The sequence below is a fragment of the Neobacillus sp. SM06 genome (assembly GCF_050496765.1).
Lineage (GTDB): Bacteria > Bacillota > Bacilli > Bacillales > Cytobacillaceae > JAEVLT01.
In genome coordinates this window covers 71,065-90,216 of sequence record NZ_JBNWEO010000005.1, presented here as the reverse complement: position 1 = coordinate 90,216, position 19,152 = coordinate 71,065, and the positions used below count along the sequence as shown (strand labels likewise).

18 protein-coding genes and 1 tRNA gene are annotated in these 19,152 nt (G+C 43.8%); 1 reads left to right on the top strand and 18 read right to left on the bottom strand.

All coding sequences use genetic code 11. From position 1 onward, the window contains the following. Positions 1-92 precede the first annotated feature (92 nt). The 13 genes from smpB to ACQYAD_RS00555 form a co-directional block, all read right to left on the bottom strand. Positions 93-560: an SsrA-binding protein SmpB gene (gene smpB, locus ACQYAD_RS00615; protein ID WP_430234539.1), complete on the bottom strand. Its 468-nt coding sequence runs from the start codon at positions 558-560 to the stop codon at positions 93-95. 119 nt (positions 561-679) lie between these two features. Further along, entirely contained in the window at positions 680-2,977 is a 2,298-nt protein-coding gene (gene rnr / locus ACQYAD_RS00610) for a ribonuclease R (protein ID WP_430234673.1), read from the bottom strand. 286 nt (positions 2,978-3,263) lie between these two features. Then, positions 3,264-4,004, bottom strand: a complete 741-nt coding sequence (locus ACQYAD_RS00605; protein ID WP_430234538.1) for an alpha/beta hydrolase — start codon at positions 4,002-4,004, stop codon at positions 3,264-3,266. A gap of 145 nt (positions 4,005-4,149) precedes the next feature. Then, the gene (secG, locus tag ACQYAD_RS00600) at positions 4,150-4,383 is read right to left on the bottom strand and encodes a preprotein translocase subunit SecG (RefSeq protein ID WP_430234536.1); all 234 of its coding nucleotides are present in this window, start codon (positions 4,381-4,383) and stop codon (positions 4,150-4,152) included. A gap of 670 nt (positions 4,384-5,053) precedes the next feature. Next, entirely contained in the window at positions 5,054-6,349 is a 1,296-nt protein-coding gene (gene eno, locus ACQYAD_RS00595; RefSeq protein WP_430234534.1) for a phosphopyruvate hydratase, read from the bottom strand. A 26-nt stretch (positions 6,350-6,375) separates the two neighbouring features. Further along, positions 6,376-7,911, bottom strand: coding sequence for a 2,3-bisphosphoglycerate-independent phosphoglycerate mutase (gene gpmI / locus ACQYAD_RS00590; RefSeq protein WP_430234532.1), 1,536 nt, complete (start codon positions 7,909-7,911; stop codon positions 6,376-6,378). Then, entirely contained in the window at positions 7,904-8,665 is a 762-nt protein-coding gene (gene tpiA / locus ACQYAD_RS00585; RefSeq protein ID WP_430234530.1) for a triose-phosphate isomerase, read from the bottom strand. Before tpiA ends, gpmI begins: the two co-directional genes overlap by 8 nt. 24 nt (positions 8,666-8,689) lie before the next feature. Further along, a complete protein-coding gene (locus ACQYAD_RS00580) occupies positions 8,690-9,874 on the bottom strand; it encodes a phosphoglycerate kinase (RefSeq protein WP_430234528.1) in 1,185 nt (394 codons plus the stop codon). 141 nt (positions 9,875-10,015) lie between these two features. After that, positions 10,016-11,023: a type I glyceraldehyde-3-phosphate dehydrogenase gene (gene gap, locus ACQYAD_RS00575; protein WP_430234526.1), complete on the bottom strand. Its 1,008-nt coding sequence runs from the start codon at positions 11,021-11,023 to the stop codon at positions 10,016-10,018. 53 nt (positions 11,024-11,076) lie between these two features. Next, positions 11,077-12,099 (bottom strand): sugar-binding transcriptional regulator, encoded by a 1,023-nt coding sequence (locus tag ACQYAD_RS00570; RefSeq protein WP_430234524.1) that lies wholly within the window; start codon positions 12,097-12,099, stop codon positions 11,077-11,079. A 151-nt stretch (positions 12,100-12,250) separates the two neighbouring features. Next, positions 12,251-12,484, bottom strand: a complete 234-nt coding sequence (locus tag ACQYAD_RS00565; RefSeq protein WP_430234522.1) for a glutaredoxin family protein — start codon at positions 12,482-12,484, stop codon at positions 12,251-12,253. Positions 12,485-12,505: 21 nt separating this feature from the next. Next, on the bottom strand, positions 12,506-13,801 hold the full coding sequence (gene rpoN, locus ACQYAD_RS00560; protein WP_430234521.1) for an RNA polymerase factor sigma-54: 1,296 nt from the start codon (positions 13,799-13,801) through the stop codon (positions 12,506-12,508). Positions 13,802-14,320: 519 nt separating this feature from the next. Further along, positions 14,321-14,392, bottom strand: a tRNA-Arg gene (locus ACQYAD_RS00555). A gap of 227 nt (positions 14,393-14,619) precedes the next feature. Here ACQYAD_RS00555 and clpP point away from each other — a divergent pair. Beyond that, complete coding sequence (gene clpP / locus ACQYAD_RS00550) at positions 14,620-15,279, top strand: ATP-dependent Clp endopeptidase proteolytic subunit ClpP (RefSeq protein ID WP_430234519.1); 660 nt, start codon at positions 14,620-14,622, stop codon at positions 15,277-15,279. Between the two features lie 48 nt (positions 15,280-15,327). Here clpP and ACQYAD_RS00545 read toward each other — a convergent pair whose 3' ends face one another. The 5 genes from ACQYAD_RS00545 to ACQYAD_RS00525 form a co-directional block, all read right to left on the bottom strand. Then, a complete protein-coding gene (locus ACQYAD_RS00545) occupies positions 15,328-15,585 on the bottom strand; it encodes an HPr family phosphocarrier protein (protein WP_430234517.1) in 258 nt (85 codons plus the stop codon). Between the two features lie 30 nt (positions 15,586-15,615). After that, positions 15,616-16,566 (bottom strand): DNA-binding protein WhiA, encoded by a 951-nt coding sequence (whiA, locus tag ACQYAD_RS00540; protein ID WP_430234515.1) that lies wholly within the window; start codon positions 16,564-16,566, stop codon positions 15,616-15,618. Between the two features lie 85 nt (positions 16,567-16,651). Continuing rightward, the gene (locus ACQYAD_RS00535) at positions 16,652-17,638 is read right to left on the bottom strand and encodes a gluconeogenesis factor YvcK family protein (RefSeq protein WP_430234513.1); all 987 of its coding nucleotides are present in this window, start codon (positions 17,636-17,638) and stop codon (positions 16,652-16,654) included. Next, positions 17,635-18,528: an RNase adapter RapZ gene (gene rapZ / locus ACQYAD_RS00530; RefSeq protein WP_430234511.1), complete on the bottom strand. Its 894-nt coding sequence runs from the start codon at positions 18,526-18,528 to the stop codon at positions 17,635-17,637. Before rapZ ends, ACQYAD_RS00535 begins: the two co-directional genes overlap by 4 nt. Positions 18,529-18,547: 19 nt before the next feature. Beyond that, positions 18,548-19,006 carry an NUDIX hydrolase gene (locus ACQYAD_RS00525; RefSeq protein WP_430234509.1) on the bottom strand — a complete coding sequence of 153 codons (459 nt, stop codon included), beginning with the start codon at positions 19,004-19,006 and terminating at the stop codon, positions 18,548-18,550. Between the last annotated feature and the right edge of the window lie 146 nt (positions 19,007-19,152).

Sequence of the window (19,152 nt, the reverse complement as noted above, 5' to 3'; positions counted from 1 at the left end):
GCGACAGTTATTATTATAGCACAGTCACAAAAAAATTCAATTGTAAGTTTTTGTAAACCACGATGTTATCCTCTTTCCTGTGAGCACTGTGGTTACATCTTCTGCCGTTCGCGAAATGCCCGCTCGATTTCACGTTTCGCTTCTTTTTTCTTCAAATCTTCGCGCTTGTCGTAGTTCTTTTTACCCCTTGCCAAGCCAAGCAAAACCTTAGCATAGCCATTTTTTAAATAAACTTTTAACGGAACAAGGGCATAGCCGGTTTCTTTCGCTTCGCCAAATAGTTTGGAAATTTCCTTTTTGTGCAGCAGCAGCTTCCTTGGCCGTAACGGATCATGGTTATAACGGTTTCCCTGCTCATACGGGCTTACATGCATGCTGTACACAAACGCTTCACCATTTTGGATTCTCGCATACGAATCCTTTAAATTAACCCGACCCGCTCGGATCGATTTGATTTCCGTTCCTTGCAAAACAATTCCGGCTTCATACGTTTCTTCGATAAAATAATCGTGGTACGCCTTTTTGTTTTGAGCAACAGTTTTCCCCTCACCTTTTGGCATGATGTTTCTCACCTCTCGTTCCATTGTAGCAGATTTGCGTTTCAGCCGAAAGAGAGCCTTGCTTAAAAAGGCTCCCCGTGCATCAATTTACGGAATTTGGTGTTCCTTTCATTTTGCGCTTATCGCCGTTTTTTCCGCTTCGTGCTTTTTGCTTTCGGCACATTTTCGTAAAACTTCCGCTTCTTTTTCTTTGGTTTTTCTATCGAAGAGGAATCGCCATTCCGCTTGCGGCTTTCCTCCTGCTTGCCGCGTCGCGGTTTTTTCACATTGCTTCCTGTTTTAAACACTTTTGGCGCTTCCGTACGCTCTCTTCTGCGGGTGCCTTTCATGCCAACAATTTCAAAATCAATCGAGCGCTCATCTTTATTTACTTTGACAACTCGAACCGTAATTTCGTCGCCAATGCGGAAGACGTTGCCTGTCCGCTCGCCGATCATCGCATAGAGGCGCTCATCGAAACGGTAGTAATCATCGGTCATATAACTGACGTGAACAAGACCTTCAATCGTATTCGGCAGTTCAACAAACATGCCAAAGTTGGTGACCGAGCTGATAATCCCGTCATATTCTTCACCAATTTTATCTTCCATGTATTCCGCTTTTTTCAGCTCGTCCGTTTCCCGCTCGGCATCCACGGCACGGCGTTCCATTTTAGACGAGTGCTCGGCAATCTCCGGCAGACGTGCATTCCATTTTTCTCGTGTTGCCTCATCAAGCTTGCCTTCGATTAAATACGTCCGAATCAAGCGGTGCACAATCGTGTCCGGATAGCGGCGGATCGGCGATGTAAAATGCGTGTAGAATTCCGTCGACAAACCAAAATGCCCCAAGCTTTCAGGATCATATTTGGCCTGCTGCATCGAACGAAGCATCACCGTTGAAACAACCATTTCTTCCGGCTTCCCCTGAACTTCCTCGATGATTTCTTGAAGTGCCCTTGGATGAACCTCATTTGCTGTACCTTTGACAATATAGCCGAAATTGGTGATAAACTCGAAGAATCTCCTTAATTTGTCCTCTTTCGGATCTTCGTGAATCCGGTAAATAAACGGCACATCCATCCAGTGAAAATGCTCGGCAACCGTTTCGTTTGCCGCCAACATGAATTCCTCAATCAGCCGCTCCGCTACCGACCGTTCGCGCAAGACAACATCTGTCGGCTTCCCCTCTTCATCGACTAAAACCTTTGATTCTTTAAAATCAAAGTCGATTGCCCCGCGTTTCATCCGCTTTGCCCGTAAAATCGCTGCCAACTCTTCCATCAATTCAAACATCGGTACAAGCGATTCATACCGTTTGCGAGTTTCTTCCTCTTGATCGACCAAAATTTTATTCACATCCGCATACGTCATCCGCTCCGTTGTTTTTATGACACTTTGAAAAATTTCATGATCGACAACGGTACCATCTGGCGTAATTTCCATTGTGCAGGACAGGGTCAAGCGGTCGACCTTTGGATTCAACGAACAAATCCCATTGGATAAACGGTGCGGAATCATTGGGATGACTCTGTCAACCAAGTAAACACTCGTCGCTCTTTCTTCCGCTTCCCGGTCGATTGGCGTTCCTTCTTTTACATAATAACTGACATCCGCGATATGTACGCCAAGCGTATAATTGCCATTTTCAAGCTTTGTGACCGTTACGGCGTCATCCAAGTCTTTCGCGTCTGCACCGTCAATTGTGACAATGACTTCATTGCGTAGATCGCGTCGATTGGCCATTTCGCTTTCATCTATCGTATCAGGCGTTTCATTTGCCTGCTGGAGCACTTCTTCTGGAAATGCAAGCGGCAGCCCATGTTTATGGATCACAGAAAGAATATCGACGCCCGGGTCATTTTTATGACCAAGGATCTCAATAATTTCTCCTTCAGCACTTTTTCTTCCTTCTGGGTAGGTGGTCAGCTTGACGACAACTTTATGACCCTCAACAGCTCCCATTGCAGCGGATTTTGGTATAAAAATGTCGCTTGCAAATTTTTTATCATCGGGAATCACAAAGCCGAAATGCTTGCTCTCCACATATGTTCCAACAATCTGTTGAATCCCCCGTTCCAGGATGCGAATAATGCTTCCTTCGCGGCGCTGGCCGGAGCTCTCTCCTGAAACGCGAACCAATACTGTATCGCCATGCATAGCATTGTTCGTTTCGGTTGGCGGGATAAAAATATCATCCATCCCCGGCTCGTCCGGAACGACAAAGGCAAACCCCTTAGCGTGCCCAGTCAGGTTGCCGCGGATTAAATTCATTTTTTGCGGCAGGCCATAACGGTTGCTGCGCGTCCGGACAACGAGCCCTTTTTCTTCCATATATACAAGTGCTTTGACAAAATCTTTGAAATCACTCGAGTCCTCGATTTCAAACGCCTGCTCTAACTCTTGAACGGTTAATGGCTTGTATGCCTCATCTTTCATATAGTGCAAAAGTTTCTCTACATGGCCTTTTATTGCTTCCTCCAAGCGTATCCCTCCTCAGGATGCTTTTTTAGCGAATCAAACATGAATATGGACAAATTCTGAACGCCCAATGAACAGGATAAGGAATTCTTCGGAAGCTTCATCATCGCACGAAGGAAAAGCGACACCTTTTCGAGGACGTCCTAGTAAGAAGAGTGCCACAGGATGCGGCGTCAACGAGCGTGATCCATTCAACTACGTCTCATGAACCGTCCAAAGGGCTTGCCAATCGGCGAATTATCGGTTATACGGTCCAGTCGAGTCTTTCCAAAAATGCATAGACATCCTCGTGAAGCTGGTCTCGCTCCTTATCCAGTGTAATGACATGTCCAGATTCTTCGTACCATTTGATTTCTTTCAAATCTGATTCAACTTCATTGTAAATAATAGTGGCACTGTCCGGATTGATCATTTGATCATGGCGGGCCTGGACGACAAAGATCGGTGCATAAACATGGTCCACATGTTCACGGACGTCCGCAATCAATTTCTGCAATGCTTTTAATGTATTCATCGGTTGAAAAGCATCCATTTCGTTTTCGATTTCATCCGGTGTTTTCCCTTCCCGTTTTTTAAATTCGCGGGCATATTCCAAAACTCCTTGATACATCACGTCTTCACTTTTGATATACATCGGTGCACACATGGGGATAATTCCCTTTATAGGTACAGTGTAACCTAATTTCAAGGAAAATACGCCGCCTAATGAGAGGCCGGCGACTGCTATTTCATCATACCCTTTATTTTTTAAAAAATGATAGCCGTTTATGACGTCCTGCCACCAATCTTCCGGTCCGGTATGAACAAGTTCTTCCGGCGGAACTCCGTGTCCTTTGTAATGAGGCGCATGGCTTGTGTAGCCCTTTTTTTCTAAAAAACGGCCCAGCATCCTGACGTCCGCAGAGTTTCCAGTAAATCCATGCAATAACAAGACGGCCCGTTTTCCTGCCTCAAATGTAAATGGCTGTGGTGTTGTGACTTTCATTGCAAAAATTCCCCTTTCTGTCCTACTTTAGTTTTAGCAAACGGGCGGGGAACAATCCAGAAATACGGCTTGGAGTGGCGCCTGAATGTGTTTTGTCCATACAAAAAACCCGGCTCTTATGGATAGCCAGGTTTTACAGTCACTATTAAATTTTAAAATAAGTAACAGCTAGCGCCAGCAAGAAGAACAGCACGGATAAAACAACGGTAATTCGGTGCAGAATCAAATCGATTCCCCGTGCCTTTTGTTTTCCAAACAACTGCTCCGCGCCCCCAGAAATCGCTCCGGATAATCCAGCGCTTTTACCAGACTGAAGAAGTACAATCACAATAAGGGCAACACTTACGATGACTAATAATGTAACAAATAATGCATGCATGTAGGACACCTCCTGTTACAACGTACATTTCGCATTATTTTAAATGTACCATAATCCGTGCTTTTTCACAATAGAAGGAATCGGTTTCGTATCATTCCGCTGTTTTTTCATGCTCTGGAAGTAAGTATTATCCAACAACGCCTCTTTTGGTGCGGGGCAGACATTTCTACAACCTGATCGATCGAGAATCAATATTCAAATCAACAGATTTTTCGACAATCGCGTCGAATCCGCCTCCATTTGCGTCGAATTCCTCCTAAATCATGTCGAATCCGCCTCCGATTGCGTCGAATTCCTCTATAACCACGTCGATTCCGTCTCCATTTGCGTCGAATCCTCTGAAATTACGTCGAATCTACCTCCTTTTGCGTCGAATCCCTCTGAAATCACGTCGAATCCGCCTCCATTTGCGTCGAATCCCTCTGAAATCACGTCGAATCCGCCTCCATTTGCGTCGAATCCACCTGAAATCACGTCGAATCTGCCCCCATTTGCGTCGAATCCCTCTGAAATCACGTCGAATCCGCCTCCATTCGCGTCGAATTCTTCTATAACCACGTCGAATCGGTTCAAAATCGCTTACGAGCAAAAAAACAAGGCGCTCATACGTCTATGAGCGCCTGATTTCGGAAACGGGCCGCATTCAATCCCCGCAGCCTTTTCGCAAAAATTACTTGCTTAAGTTGTAGAAAGATTTAATTCCGTTAAAAATAGCTGTTTCGCCAAGATTATCTTCGATGCGAAGCAATTGGTTGTATTTCGCGATCCGGTCAGTACGGGAAGCGGAGCCTGTTTTGATTTGGCCAGCGTTTGTCGCCACGGCGATATCAGCGATTGTGCTGTCTTCTGTTTCACCGGAACGGTGAGAAATAACCGCTGTGTAACCTGCGCGCTTCGCCATTTCAATGGCATCAAACGTTTCAGTAAGGGTACCGATTTGGTTTACTTTGATTAGGATTGAGTTTGCTATGCCTTTTTCAATCCCTTCAGCAAGCTTCTTCGTGTTTGTTACGAATAAGTCGTCGCCAACTAATTGAACTTTTTTGCCAAGGCGCTCGGTTAAAAGCTTGTGGCCTTCCCAGTCGTTTTCGTCTAAGCCGTCTTCGATTGAAATGATTGGGTATTTTGCAACAAGCTGCTCGTACCAGTCCACCATTTCAGCAGACGTTTTGACAACACCCTCACCAGCAAGATGGTATTTACCGTCTTCTTTGTTGTAAAACTCAGAAGACGCAGCGTCCATTGCCAACATTACTTCTTCACCAGGCTTGTAGCCGGCTTTTTCAATTGCTTCGACAATGGTTTGCAGAGCTTCTTCGTTCGATCCTAGGTTTGGTGCAAAACCGCCTTCGTCGCCAACAGCGGTGTTATAACCTTTTGCTTTAAGAACGGATTTTAAGTTATGGAAAATTTCTGCTCCCATGCGCAATGCTTCTTTGAAACTTGGAGCGCCAACAGGCATAACCATGAATTCTTGGATGTCAACGTTGTTGTCAGCATGTTCGCCGCCGTTTACAATGTTCATCATTGGAACTGGAAGCTGCTTCGCGTTGAAACCGCCAAGGTATTGATATAAAGGAATGTCAAGGTAATCTGCGGCAGCGCGGGCAACAGCCATGGAAACACCAAGGATCGCATTTGCACCTAATTTTCCTTTGTTTTCTGTTCCATCAAGTGCGATCAGCGCATTATCTACGCCTACTTGATCAAGGACACTGTACTCACCGATCAGTTCTGGAGCAATTACGTCGTTTACGTTTTCTACTGCTTTTAATACACCTTTGCCAAGATAGCGTTCTTTGTCGCCATCGCGAAGCTCAACTGCTTCGTATTCGCCAGTAGAAGCGCCGCTTGGAACAAGGGCGCGTCCGAAAGCGCCGGACTCAGTCGTTACTTCAACCTCAACAGTCGGATTACCGCGGGAATCTAATACTTCACGTGCATATACATCAACAATAAATGGCATTTGTATCTCTCCTTATTTTCAAAAAATTATTTTTCGATAATGGTTTTTCCAGTCATTTCAACCGGCTGCTGAATCCCTAATAGATCAAGCATCGTAGGGGCTAGGTCGGCTAAAATGCCGCCATTACGCAATTCAATTCCCTTCTTCGTTACAATGACAGGAACTGGATTTGTCGTGTGTGCGGTCATTGGATTCCCTTCAAGGGTTACCACTTCATCCGCATTTCCGTGATCGGCTGTGATGATCGCTACACCGTCTTTTCCAAGAATGGCATCAATGACTTTTCCTAAGCACTCATCCACTGCTTCAATCGCTTTAATGGTCGGCTCAAGCATACCGGAGTGCCCCACCATATCCGGGTTTGCAAAGTTCAAAATGATCGCATCGAATTGATCTTCGCTGATTGCTTTTAAAAGTGCATCGGTTACTTCATACGCACTCATTTCCGGTTTCAAATCATAAGTGGCAACCTTTGGCGAATTGATTAAAATCCGTTCTTCACCAGGAAACTTATCTTCGCGACCGCCGCTCATAAAAAATGTAACATGCGGATATTTTTCCGTTTCGGCAATGCGCAACTGCTTTAAACCATTTTGCGATAAAACTTCTCCAAGTGTATTGTCCAAGTTGGTTGGTTTAAAGGCAACATAGCCTTTCACCGTTTCGCTGAAATGCGTTAAGCAGACAAAGTAAAGATCTTTCGGATGTTTTGGTCCGCGGTCAAACGAGCGGAAGTCGTCATTCGTAAATGTATTGGAAATTTGAATCGCTCTATCCGGGCGGAAATTGTAAAAAATAACGGAATCATTATCTTGAATCGTTGCAACAGGTTGTCCATCATCTCTTGTGATAACAGACGGAATTACGAATTCGTCAAAAATTCCGTGTTCATATGAATCTTTTATCAAATCATGTGGATTGGTGTAAGCAGGGCCTTCGCCGTATACCATTGCGCGATAAGACTTCTCAACGCGCTCCCAGCGCTTGTCGCGATCCATGGAATAATAGCGGCCAGAAATCGTTGCAAACTCGCCAACACCGTACTCTTTCATTTTGTCCAGCGTTTGCTGAATATATGTTTCAGCCGTTTGCGGACCTACATCGCGGCCGTCAAGAAAAGCATGGACATACACTTTCTTCAAACCATGATCGGCTGCAAGCTTCAGCAAGGCAAACATATGGCTAATATGGCTATGTACCCCGCCATCTGACAGCAATCCAAAAAGATGCAGTGCTGTATCATGCGTTTTCACATGATCAATCGCTCCAAGGAACGTTTCATTTTTTTGGAATTCCCCTTCACGAATCGCAATGCTGACACGCGTTAAGTTTTGGTAAACAATTCTTCCAGCTCCGATATTGGTGTGGCCCACCTCGGAGTTGCCCATTTGCCCGTCCGGCAGGCCAACTGCCTCACCGCTGGCAAACATTTGCGCATGCGGGAACTCGTTCCAATACCGGTCAAAATTCGGTTTTTTCGCTTGAGCTACTGCATTGCCTTTTGTTTCATTTCTGCAGCCAAAACCATCTAGGATGATCAAGGCAACTGGAGATTTACTCATAACGACCTGCCTCCACTAATTGTAAAAATGATTGTGCCTCAAGGCTTGCGCCGCCAACAAGAGCACCATCAATATCCGGCTGTGCCATGTATTCTTTAATATTTCCCGGCTTTACACTGCCGCCATATTGAATGCGAACCGCCTCTGCCACATCCGGTGAACAAACTTCTGCAACAACTTGGCGAATATGGGCACAGACTTCATTTGCATCAGCAGCTGTTGATGATTTCCCAGTGCCAATTGCCCAGATCGGTTCGTATGCAATGACCGTTTGTTTTACTTGTTCATCGGTTAAACCAGCTAATGCGTTTTTGATTTGGCCGGCGACGAACTCATTTGTTTCACCATTTTCGCGCTGTTCAAGTGTTTCACCGCAGCAAATAATCGGTGTTAAATGATGCTTAAAAGCAGCTTTCGCTTTTTTATTTACGGATTCATCGGTCTCATTGAACATTTCGCGGCGTTCGGAATGGCCAATAATCACATACTGAACGCCAAGATCTGCTAAAGCAACAGGGCTGATCTCTCCTGTAAAGGCTCCGCTTTCTTCAAAGTGCATATTTTGCGCGCCAATTGCTACATCTGTTCCTTTTACCGTTTCTACAAGAGCAGGCAAGAACAATGCTGGAGCACAAATGACCGATTCCACTTCCGTCTTGCTTGGAACAGAATTTTTGACTTCTTCCGCGAAGCTTTTTGCTTCCGCAAGTGTTTTGTTCATTTTCCAGTTACCTGCAATAATCGGTTTTCTCATTCTGGCACATCCTTTCTGTAAAAATTATTTATCGTTTAAAGCGACAACGCCTGGAAGTTCTTTTCCTTCCATGAATTCAAGCGATGCACCGCCGCCAGTCGAAATATGACTCATCTTATCTGCTAAGTGGAATTTTTCAACAGCTGCAGCTGAATCCCCGCCGCCAATGACTGAATAGGTACCTTCAGCATCAGCCAGTGCCTGAGCAACAGCTTTCGTCCCTTTTGCAAAAGCATCTAATTCAAATACGCCCATTGGTCCATTCCAAATCACCAATTTCGATTTTTGGATGACATCACGGTAAATTTCTTGCGTTTTTGGTCCAATATCAAGAGCTTCCCAATCGGCAGGAATTTCTTCGATGGATACAACTTTTTTATTCGCATCTTCTGAAAAATCATCAGCAACGATGACATCGACAGGCATGTAAAAATTCACGCCTTTTGCCTTTGCCTTTTCCATAAATGAATGGGCCAGATCGATTTTATCCGCTTCAAGAAGCGACTTGCCTACTTCATGGCCTTGTGCTTTAACGAATGTATAGGCCAATCCGCCGCCAATAATTAAATTATCCACTTTATCAAGAAGGTTCTCAATCACGCCGATTTTGTCTTTCACCTTTGCACCGCCAATGATGGCTGTAAACGGACGATCAGGATTCGAGAGAGCTTTCCCCAATACATCCAATTCTTTTTCCATTAAAAATCCTGCTACAGCTGGCAGATGGTGGGCAATTCCTTCTGTTGAAGCGTGAGCGCGGTGGGCAGCACCAAAGGCATCATTCACATAGACATCGGCAAGCTCTGCAAATGCTTTTGCCAATTCCGGATCATTCTTTTCTTCACCAGGGTAGAAGCGAACGTTTTCCAAAAGAAGTACATCCCCGTTTGCCATTGTGTCAATCAGTGCCTTGACGGAGTTGCCGTACGCTTCATCCGCTTTTTTTACTTCTTTGCCAAGCAGTTCTCCAAGGCGGGCAGCTACAGGGGTTAAGCGCATTTCTTCGACCACTTTTCCTTTTGGACGGCCAAGGTGGCTTGCCAAAATCACTTTTGCTCCTTGCTCTGTCAAGTATTGAATCGTTGGCAAAGCGGCGCGAATTCTTGTTTCGTCAGTGATTTTCCCATCCTGCATCGGTACATTGAAATCAACACGGCAAAATACACGTTTTCCACTTACTTCAACATCTTTTAAGGTTTTCTTATTCATCTGAAAAAGGACCTCCTCAATTTAGGGGAAAATGGAAAGGGGAGAGGGGAATCCTCCCCGCTCCCCTTTTAAAAGCATTCTAATCACGATTATCATTATAGATGTTCTTGGATATGAATTCCAAGCCCATTCTTTGAAAAATTAAAGTCCTTTTGAAGCGATATAGTCAACAAGGTCAACAACACGGTTTGAGTAACCAACCTCGTTATCATACCAAGACAATACTTTTACCATGTTTCCTTCGATCACCATTGTTGATAATGCATCGATTGTAGAAGATGCTGTGCAGCCATTGTAGTCACGAGAAACCAATGGAAGGTCGCTGTAATTTAAGATCCCTTTTAACGGGCCTTCTGCAGCTTCTTTTAGCGCAGTGTTTACTTCTTCAACTGTAACGTCTTTGTCCAATTCAGCAACTAAGTCAACGATTGACACGTTTGGTGTTGGAACGCGCATTGCCATACCGTTTAATTTTCCTTTTAATTCAGGAAGAACCAATGCAACAGCTTTTGCAGCACCAGTAGAAGTAGGAATCATGTTCTCAGCAGCAGCACGGGCGCGACGGTAGTCTTTGTGTGGCAGGTCAAGGATTTGCTGGTCATTTGTATAAGAGTGAACAGTTGTCATCATACCGCGTTTGATGCCGAACTGGTCGTTTAACACTTTTGCAAATGGTGCCAAGCAGTTTGTTGTACAAGATGCATTCGAAATCACATGATGGTTTGCAGCATCGTATTTGTCTTCGTTAACACCCATAACAATGGTAATGTCTTCGTTGTTTGCAGGTGCAGAGATAATGACTTTCTTCGCGCCAGCTTCCAAGTGCTTTGCAGCATCTTCGCGTTTTGTAAAGCGGCCGGTAGATTCAACGACTACTTCTACGCCAAGGTCTCCCCAGCCAAGTTGTGCAGGATCGCGCTCTGCGATAACTTTTACTTTTTGGCCGCCAACAACCAAATATTCACCATCAACGGTAACATCTTCTGCAAGAGTCCCATGAACGGAATCATATTTTAAAAGATGTGCAAGCATCTTTGCATCTGTTAAATCATTGATTGCAACGATTTCAACATTTGAATTTTTAAGAGCTGCACGGAACACATTGCGTCCGATACGTCCAAATCCATTAATACCTACTTTAACTGTCATGAGAAATTTCCTCCTTTTTTGTGATGCAGAATTAAAATTTATTTAAAAAGGGGTTACCCTTTTAATAACTGGTTTGCCGCACCTTCATCGGTGATTAAAATCGTGGATGAAGGAGCTTGCTTCAGATAGGCGCGGATCGCTTTTGCCTTCGACTTCCCGCCTGCGACCGCAATCACATTTGGAATGCGTTCGAGATCATCGAGCTGCAGGCCAATGGTTGCGACTTTATGGACAATTTCGCCCGCTTCGTTGAAGTAATAACCAAACGCTTCCCCGGTTGCTTTTTCCTTTTTGATTTTTTCCAAATCTTCAGGGCTCGTTTTTCGGCGTCTGGCCATTGTCATAGCATCTCCAATCCCGTGCAAAACCATGCTTGCCGACTGGATCAGACCGAGTACTTCATGAATGGCTGGCTCTCTGATCAATGATTCATAAATGTCCGGGCTGACCTGATCAGGGACATAGAGAACCCGATGCCTGGAGTTGGTATGTGCCGCCATATTGGAGCAAATCGTGTTTGCCTGATTCTGGACGTCTTCGCCGATTCCGCCGCGTGCCGGGACAAAAAGCAATTTCTTTTCGCCAAGTTCAGGGGTAAGCATTTCAGCAACGGCAGCCATCGTGGAGCCGCCAGTCACAGCGATGATATTTTCTCCGTTTAGCAGCACTTTCATGCAGGATGCACAAGCCTTCCCAAGCTCATTTTTAACCATTGGAGACTCATCTACATCGCCCGGCACAATCATTACCCTATGGATCCCGAGCCGATGCTTTAGTTCCATTTCCATTACGTCTATACCCTTAATTTCCCGCATAATGCCTTCAAGATCTTCCAGCAAGTTCTTTCCTTCAAGCGTTAACCGCATTCCGGCACTGCCTGCTGTAAGTAAGTTTTGATCCTTAAGGAATTCTACCTCACTCCGAAGTGTTCTTTCTGTAAAACCAAGGCTTGCAGCAAGGCTTCGTCGGCCAACAGGTTGCATCAAACCTATGTACCTTAGAATGGAGTAGCGTTTCTGAATAACTTGTAAAAGATCGGGTAATAATTTTCGTTGAATATCAATAAATTCCCGCATGAATTCATGCCCCTTTAATTACATGTAGTTGGTCGGTTCACATCCCGCGTAGACGTATTATGTCCCACTACAATCAAAAAAAATTACCCCTGGCACATTTTTCATTCTAGCAGGAGTACTATGCGATTTCAACTATTATCCTTTGGGTTTTTCACTGCAAACGTTTACTTATGTCAAACTTGTTAACAAATCCATATGTGACCACATCCCCGTCAATTACAACAACGGGAATCATCAAACCATATTGCTCTGTGAGCTCATCACTTTGCGCGATATTTTTTTCTTCAAATGAAAAAGAAAGTTCGTTTTTCAATTCCATTAAGTCTTGTTTTGCTTTTTTACATAAATGGCAGCCGTCACGGGTGTACAAAATAATATGGTGCATCGCCCACATTCCTTTCGATCGTTAATACCGTTTCCGTTTGGCGGAAGATGGAATTCCTAACTGATCGCGGTATTTAGCAACCGTCCTCCGCGATAGCAGAATCCCGTCGCGATCTTTTAGTAAATCAACCAGCTCTTGATCTGAATAGGGCTTTTGCTTATCTTCGCGATCTACAAGGCGCGCAATCAAATTTTTCACCTGAGAAGATGAAGTGCTTTCATCTGAAACAGTCTGAACCGTACTTGTAAAAAAGAATTTTAACGGGAAAGTTCCATTTGGGGTCTGCACATATTTTTCCCTTACAGCACGGCTGATTGTCGATTCATGAACGGCCAGCTCGTTCGCCATTTCCTTCATTGTCATTGGCTGCAAAAATTCCGGGCCTTTTCGAAAAAAATCCAGCTGTTTTTCAACGATTTTTAAAACGACTTTCTTCACCGTTTCTTTTCGTTGTTCAATGCTCTTGGCAATCCATTGATAGTCTTGATACTTTTCCTGCAAAAATTGCTGCACGTGCCGATCACCTTGAGCCGAAAACTTTTGATAATATTGGGTATTGAACTCGATTTTCGGCAATGCTGCCTCCCACAAACGGACGGAAAAATCGCTACCATCCCATTCAATCACTGCATCCGGAATCAGGTATGGTGGTGAAGCAGCCGTATATCCCGCGCACGGTTTCGGATTAAGTTTCTGGATAAAGTCCGAGACCGCCTGGATCTCCTTTAATGTAACCTGCAATTCTTTCGCAATCATTTTCCACTTCTTTTCAGCGAACGGAAAAAAATAATTCTCAAGAATCGTGATCGCCAGTTCATTTTCCGGTTCCTTCCGTTTTACCTGCAGCAGCAGGCATTCTTGTAGACAAGTTGCTCCAATTCCGGCTGGTTCAAGCGTTTGAATGATGGCAATGCTTCTTTCGACCATCGCCTGAGGGACATGCAATTTTTCCGCAAGTTCCTGTACTCTCCCTCTAAAGTAACCGTTTTCATCTAAGTCTCTAATCACCATCCGAATGAGAGCCAATTGCTCAATCGAATACTTTTTGACGTCTAATTGGTCAATCAAATCGTCTTCAAGGGAAAAAGGGGTATCCGCAATTTGCTCCACCCAATCGGTTTGTTGTTTATCGGTTTTTACTCGTTTTGCCCGCTGGCGTCTTTCGATTGTGAAAAGGGGATTTTCCAACGCCTTCGCTTCCAAAAACTCGGTCAGTTCCTGTGTTGAGTATTGCAGCAGCGCAATCGCCTGCGTCAATTCTTGTGTCATCGCCAATTTCAATGTCTGCTGCTGCCATAAACCAGTCTTTAAATCCATCTTCGCACCCCCTTTCTCTATTTTACATGACGATGATGATTTGGTGTAGGGGGGAAAAGAAAGGGGTATTGGTTGGGGGTAATTCAGCATGGATTAATTTCTAAGATATGTATTTCATTTTTTTTGAATTAGAGATCTGCTACTTTATAAACCATGTCTTTTAAGAAATAATCTATTTTTTCATGATCTTCTTTTAACCTCTGCCCGAACTGCTTATAAGAAGAAAAGAAACATGTAAAATCTTCAATTAAGTGAGGATTTACTTTCGATATTTGCAACAATTTCATCCATTGTCCTTCCCTTTTATCTATTTATTTCAAGACTTTTTGTGAATTGACTTTGATTGTACCATTTTTAATCAATAGTATTGCAATAAAAGATCTTCATCATTTTAACAATTTTTGCATTTTGTTCACAGATAAAATGATAGCTATCAAAAATGCAAAAGAATACAAAGAAAAAAAGTTCCTATGCCTGTACAAAACTCTTACAAACATAGGAACTTATTTGTTTTTCGTACGCCCTCGTCAGGACTCGAACCCGAATTTCAAGAACCGGAATCTTGCGTGCTATCCGTTGCACCACGAGGGCAAATAATGCAAGCGACTTTTATATTATATGCGATGTTTGTCCGTTTTGCAAGGGGGGAAATGTTTAAAACCTGTAAACTTGGATATGATGAATTTGAGGTCTTTTTACTAATTAAAAATTTGTGGCAGTCTTCCTTTTTGGTCAAGCGCTTTAAGCTTACGAAATTCTTCAAAGTTTGTCGAGCGAAACAAGAGCTGATTTGTTTGACCTTTATTGACCATTAGTGTATGATTACAGTACGAACGATTTTCAAAACAAGTTACATATTAAAGGAGGAACAGGCAATGAATTTGATCCCTACCGTAATCGAACAAACCAACCGGGGTGAAAGAGCCTACGATATTTATTCCCGTTTGTTAAAAGACCGCATCATTATGCTCGGCAGCGCAATTGATGATAATGTTTCCAACTCGATTGTAGCACAATTATTGTTTCTAGAGGCGGAAAACCCGGAAAAGGATATCACCCTATATATTAATAGCCCAGGCGGCAGCATTACTGCCGGGATGGCGATCTACGACACGATGCAGTATATTAAACCGCAAGTTTCAACCGTTTGCATCGGTATGGCTGCATCCATGGGGGCCTTCCTTCTTGCAGCTGGTGAAAAAGGCAAGCGCTATGCCCTTCCAAACGCGGAAGTGATGATCCACCAACCACTTGGCGGCGCACAAGGCCAGGCGACTGAAATCGAAATTGCGGCAAAACGGATTCTTTTCCTTCGTGAAAAATTAAATACGATTTTAGCAGAACGCACAGGCCAGCCGCTTGAAGTCATCCAAAAAGATACGGATCGCGACAATTTCATGACCGCTGAACGTGCTCTTGAATACGGCTTGATCGACCACATTATTACCCGGAATGAACAGTCAAAAGAAAAGAAATAAGTTTTGACTAAGAAAAAGAGTTTGACAAATCTTTGTCAAACTCTTTTTTTAATTTTCTTTTTGAATATAATCGCTTAAAGCTGCGATGGCAGCCTGTTCGTCATCACCATTGGCAATAATGCTAACCATTGACCCGGAACCAACCGCAAGGCTCATTAACCCCATAATGCTTTTCGCATTTACCTTTTTTCCATCCTTTTCAAGAAATAGTTCAGCTGAAAAACGGTTTGCTTCCTGAACAAACAGGGCAGCCGGACGGGCTTGAAGTCCGGTTTTTAATCTTACTTCCACTTGTTTTACGACCATTTTTTCCAAAACCTCCTCAATTTTTTCTATCTATTTTTTCGGAACCGTTTCACCGGCTCTGATTTTCTCCGCAATTTCATCGATTTTTCGCAAACGGTGATTGATTCCCGACTTGCTGATCGCACCCCCGGAAACCATTTCCCCTAACTCCTTCAATGTTACATCCTGATACGTTACTCGGAGTTCGGCAATTTCCCGCAATTTTTCGGGCAGCACCTGCAGCCCGACTGTCTGCTCGATAAACCGAATATTTTCAACCTGTCTGAGCGACGCGCCAATCGTCTTATTTAAGTTGGCCGTCTCGCAATTGACAAGGCGGTTCACCGAGTTGCGCATATCCCTGACAATTCGGACGTCTTCAAAGCGGAGCAGTGCATGATGGGCACCAATCACGTTTAAAAATTCCGTAATTTTTTCGGCTTCTTTCAAATACGTGATATAGCCTTTTTTTCGTTCAAGCGTCTTGCTGTTCAGCCCAAACATATTCATTAATTCACATAAAGAGTCATTATGCTCCTTATAAAGTGAAAAAATTTCCAAATGGTACGATGACGTCTCCGGGTTGTTAACGGAACCGCCGGCAAGAAAAGCACCCCTTAAATAAGAACGCTTACAACATTTCTTTTTGATTAAATCTGTTGAAATATCGTGGATGAAGGTAAATCCTTCGCCAAGGATTTTTAAATCCTCCAAAATTTCTCTTGCCTGCTGGGCGAGGCGGACAATGTAGACATTGTTTTTCTTTAGCCGCATTTTCTTGCGTACGAGCAGTTCTACTTGCACATCATAGCTTTTTTTAATGAGGGTATAAATTCTTCTGGCAATCGCCGCGTTTTCCGTTTGAATATCGACTACCAGCTTGCGATTCGAGAAGGATAGCGATCCATTCATGCGAATTAATGCGGAAAGCTCGGCGCGGCTGCAGCAGGATTTAACCTCAAGCGTCGTTAATTCTTTTTTCGTTTCCGAAGCGAAAGACATCCTTTCACCCCCCTACTTGCTGGCACTATTGCCATTCATCCGCTTCTCTTACTGCATTTTTTGAAAAAAATCAGCCAGCCATCTATTAATACGCTTCAAACCGATTTTTGGTTTCAGCAATTAGTAAATTATATAAAATTTCGGCCACCTTTTTTGGGTCATGTCTCAGTGCTCCATGCTCCAAAATAGCAATATCACCATGGACAACTTCCAAGCCTAACTCAAATAGTCGCGGAAGATCGTACTGAACTGGGTGTGCCAGTTCTTTTTTATACCGAAGCACAACATCGGCTGGAATCTCTTCATTGTTGACTAAGATCGTATCGATAAAGGGACAATCCAGATGGTCAAAAATGGCCTTAACGTGGTCGCTTGCTGTGAATCCAAGTGTTTCACCCGCTTGTGTCATCAAATTGCAAATATAGACTTTTTTCGCGCGTGAGCGGCAAACTTCTTTCCCTAGCATGGGAACAAGCAGGTTTGGAAGAATACTTGTATACAAACTTCCTGGGCCAATAATAATCAAGTCAGCCTGGCGAATCGCCTGTATCGTTTCCGGAAGCGGCTCAATGTCGTTAGGCGTTAAAAACACCCTGTGGATTTTTTTACCCGAATAGGGAATTTTCGATTCACCGGACACAACCGTCCCATCTTCAAACTGGGCATTTAAGACAACACTTTGATTCGCTGCCGGCAATACCTTGCCACGCACATTCAACACTTTGCTCATTTCTTGTATCGCATGAACAAAGTTCCCTGTTATCGATGTCATCGCAGCCAAGATCAAATTTCCTAATGAATGGCCGGATAGTTCATTGGATGTTTTGAACCGATGCTGGAACATCTCTTCAATCAAGGGTTCCACATCCGATAAAGCAGCTAAAACATTGCGAATATCACCTGGAGGAGGAATATGCAAATCATCGCGCAATCTTCCTGAACTGCCGCCATCATCTGCAACCGTTACAATTGCGGTAATATCAACAGGGTACTTCTTCATCCCTCTTAATAAGACAGGGAGGCCTGTTCCACCGCCAATGATGACAATTCTAGGCTGTTCCAATTGACTCATTTTGTCGTGTCCTTTCTCCTCTCAATGTCACGGTGCGTAATTTGGGTATGGTAATCTTTTTCAAAATGGCGACCAATATATTCCGCCAGAGCGACAGAGCGATGCTGCCCTCCGGTACACCCAATCGCAATTACAAGCTGGGCTTTCCCTTCTCTCATATAATGAGGAAGCATAAAACTGAGGAGCTCTGTCACTTTTTCCAGAAATTTTTGTGTTTCACTCCATTTTAACACATAGCTGGATACATCTTCATCCAAGCCCGTTTTTGGCCGCATATGCTCAATATAATGCGGATTGGGTAAAAAACGCACATCGAATACAAGATCAGCATCGATCGGAAGTCCGTATTTAAAGCCAAACGACATGACATTGACGGTAAAAATGGTTTTCTTGTTCAACGAAAATTCGTTTAAAATCTTTTCACGAAGTTCGCGGGGCTTCATTTGCGATGTATTGTAAATCAGCTGGGCTCTTCCTTTTAACTCCTCAAGCAGTTCCCGCTCCAGCTGTATTCCTTCAAGCGGAAGGCCTGACGGTGCAAGGGGATGGGTTCTCCGTGTTTCTTTGTAGCGCCGAACAAGCGTTGAGTCGTCTGCATCCAAAAACAAAATTTGCGGTGTCACCCATGAAGTTTCTGCCAAATCATCCAATGCTTTAAAAAGGTGATCAAAAAATTCCCGACCGCGCAAATCCATTACAAGCGCTACTTTATTCATCTTATTCCCGGATTCCTTCATCAGTTCTAAAAATTTCGGCAGCAAAGTTGGCGGTAAATTGTCAACACAAAAGAAGCCCAAATCTTCAAAGCTTTGAATGGCTACGGTTTTTCCCGCTCCGGACATCCCTGTAATGATGACCATTTGCGTATCGCTTGTCGAACCGGTACTCATTTTAATTCCTCCTATTTAATCAGCTCGGATCCAATCGATAGCTTATTAGTTCAAAATCGTGTGTATACGTAAACGTTCCATAGATGATCCCTTTTCCGTGAACCATGTAATCAAGAATATGGTGATCGCCCGGTGCCATTGGCAAAGAAGCAATTTGATCAATCGGCTGCCAAGCCAGTTTACCCTCAACACTTTCCTCAAAACGCACTCCATCCGAGTCCGTCGCCATGAAGGTAAACATCATCCACTCGGAAGTGACTTGATTGTTTTCTTTCATAATAAAGGTAAAAACGCCTTTTAGTTGTGGATTTTTCAGATAAATTCCTGTTTCTTCCCGGAACTCCCGAACACAGGAATCGCGTACGGATTCCCCAGGTTCCATCTTGCCGCCTGGAGCCACCCACCAGCCGCGCCGGGGCTTTTGAAGCAACAACACTTGATTATCCCGCAACAAGACACAATTGGTGACACGCTGCATCTTCCTCACCTCAACCGCTATGTACAACTTTTTCGTAAAATAAGCTTATTGATTCTTTTCATTATACTATTTTTCAAATTCAGTCACAATGAATAACAAATTTGTTGTTTTTGTTACTAACGGTGCTGACCTGCAATTTTTGATTG